Genomic DNA, 812 nt, shown 5'->3' with positions numbered 1-812 from the left:
ATTCGCTGACTGTCAAAGGCGCGGCCTAAAGCCGCGCCGTTTCCCAAAGGAATCAATCAACGATCTGATGCTTGGCTTCTCGATCGAACAGCGCGTTCATACGGGTGTCGCAACCATCCACGCCAAGGAGCACAGCATGAAACCCACCCGCGCCATCCTCACCCACAGCAACTACGACGCCGACGACTACGCCTACCTCACCGCCAAGGGTCTGGAGCGATGACGAAATCCTGGCCCGCTGGAGCGAAGAGGCTGCGCACGGCAACGGACCCTGCCACTGGGAAAGCGCGTCGGCCCGCGCCAAGCTGGCCGCCGTAACCGGTCGCCAACAGACGACGCGAGATGATTGAGATTGAGCTTGGCTTCCTGATCGAACAGCGCGTTCATACGTGTGTCGCAACGATCAACGAAGGAGACAACGATGACCACAGCCAAAACGATCCCCGTCACCCGCAACGAAGCCTGGGGCTTCTGGGGCACGATGGACGCGCACGCGCAAGCCGCCTGGCCCATCGCGATGAACGCCATCTACGACGCCACGGGACAGCCCTTCGAAGCGGTGCGGGCCTTCCTCGACAGCCGCCACGGACGCCACTTCGCGGACGAAGTCCTCAACCGCATGCATGCGGGCCATGCCCTCCACGACGCGATCCGCGCCGCCACCCGGCAGTGGATGGAATGGACCATCGGACGCCGCACCAGTAAGGACTACGGCATCCCGCGCGGGCTTCCTTATCTGACCGGGTTCGTGATTCACTGCGAGATCGTCGAGGAGGAAGTCGCCGCCTGATCGAACGCCAGGCCATCCGATT

At 62.8% G+C, this 812-nt stretch carries 1 protein-coding gene and 1 pseudogene; both read left to right on the top strand.

From position 1 onward, the window contains the following. Window positions 1–223: pseudogene (locus CTA01S_RS16940) on the top strand (hypothetical protein); the annotation flags it as partial. A 198-nt stretch (window positions 224–421) separates the two neighbouring features. After that, the gene (locus tag CTA01S_RS16255) at window positions 422–790 is read left to right on the top strand and encodes a hypothetical protein (protein ID WP_062196866.1); all 369 of its coding nucleotides are present in this window, start codon (window positions 422–424) and stop codon (window positions 788–790) included. Window positions 791–812 lie beyond the last annotated feature (22 nt).

Origin of the sequence: Caldimonas taiwanensis NBRC 104434, from assembly GCF_001592165.1 — a bacterium.
In the GTDB taxonomy this organism is placed as follows: Bacteria; Pseudomonadota; Gammaproteobacteria; order Burkholderiales; family Burkholderiaceae_C; genus Caldimonas; species Caldimonas manganoxidans.
The sequence above is the reverse complement of the archived record's forward strand: the minus strand, read 5'-3'. Positions and strand labels throughout refer to the sequence as shown.

Coding starts and splice junctions, on each gene's coding strand:
- CTA01S_RS16255 (WP_062196866.1), top strand. CDS start 422: ATGACCACAGCCAAAACGATCCCCGTCACCCGCAACGAAGCCTGGGGC.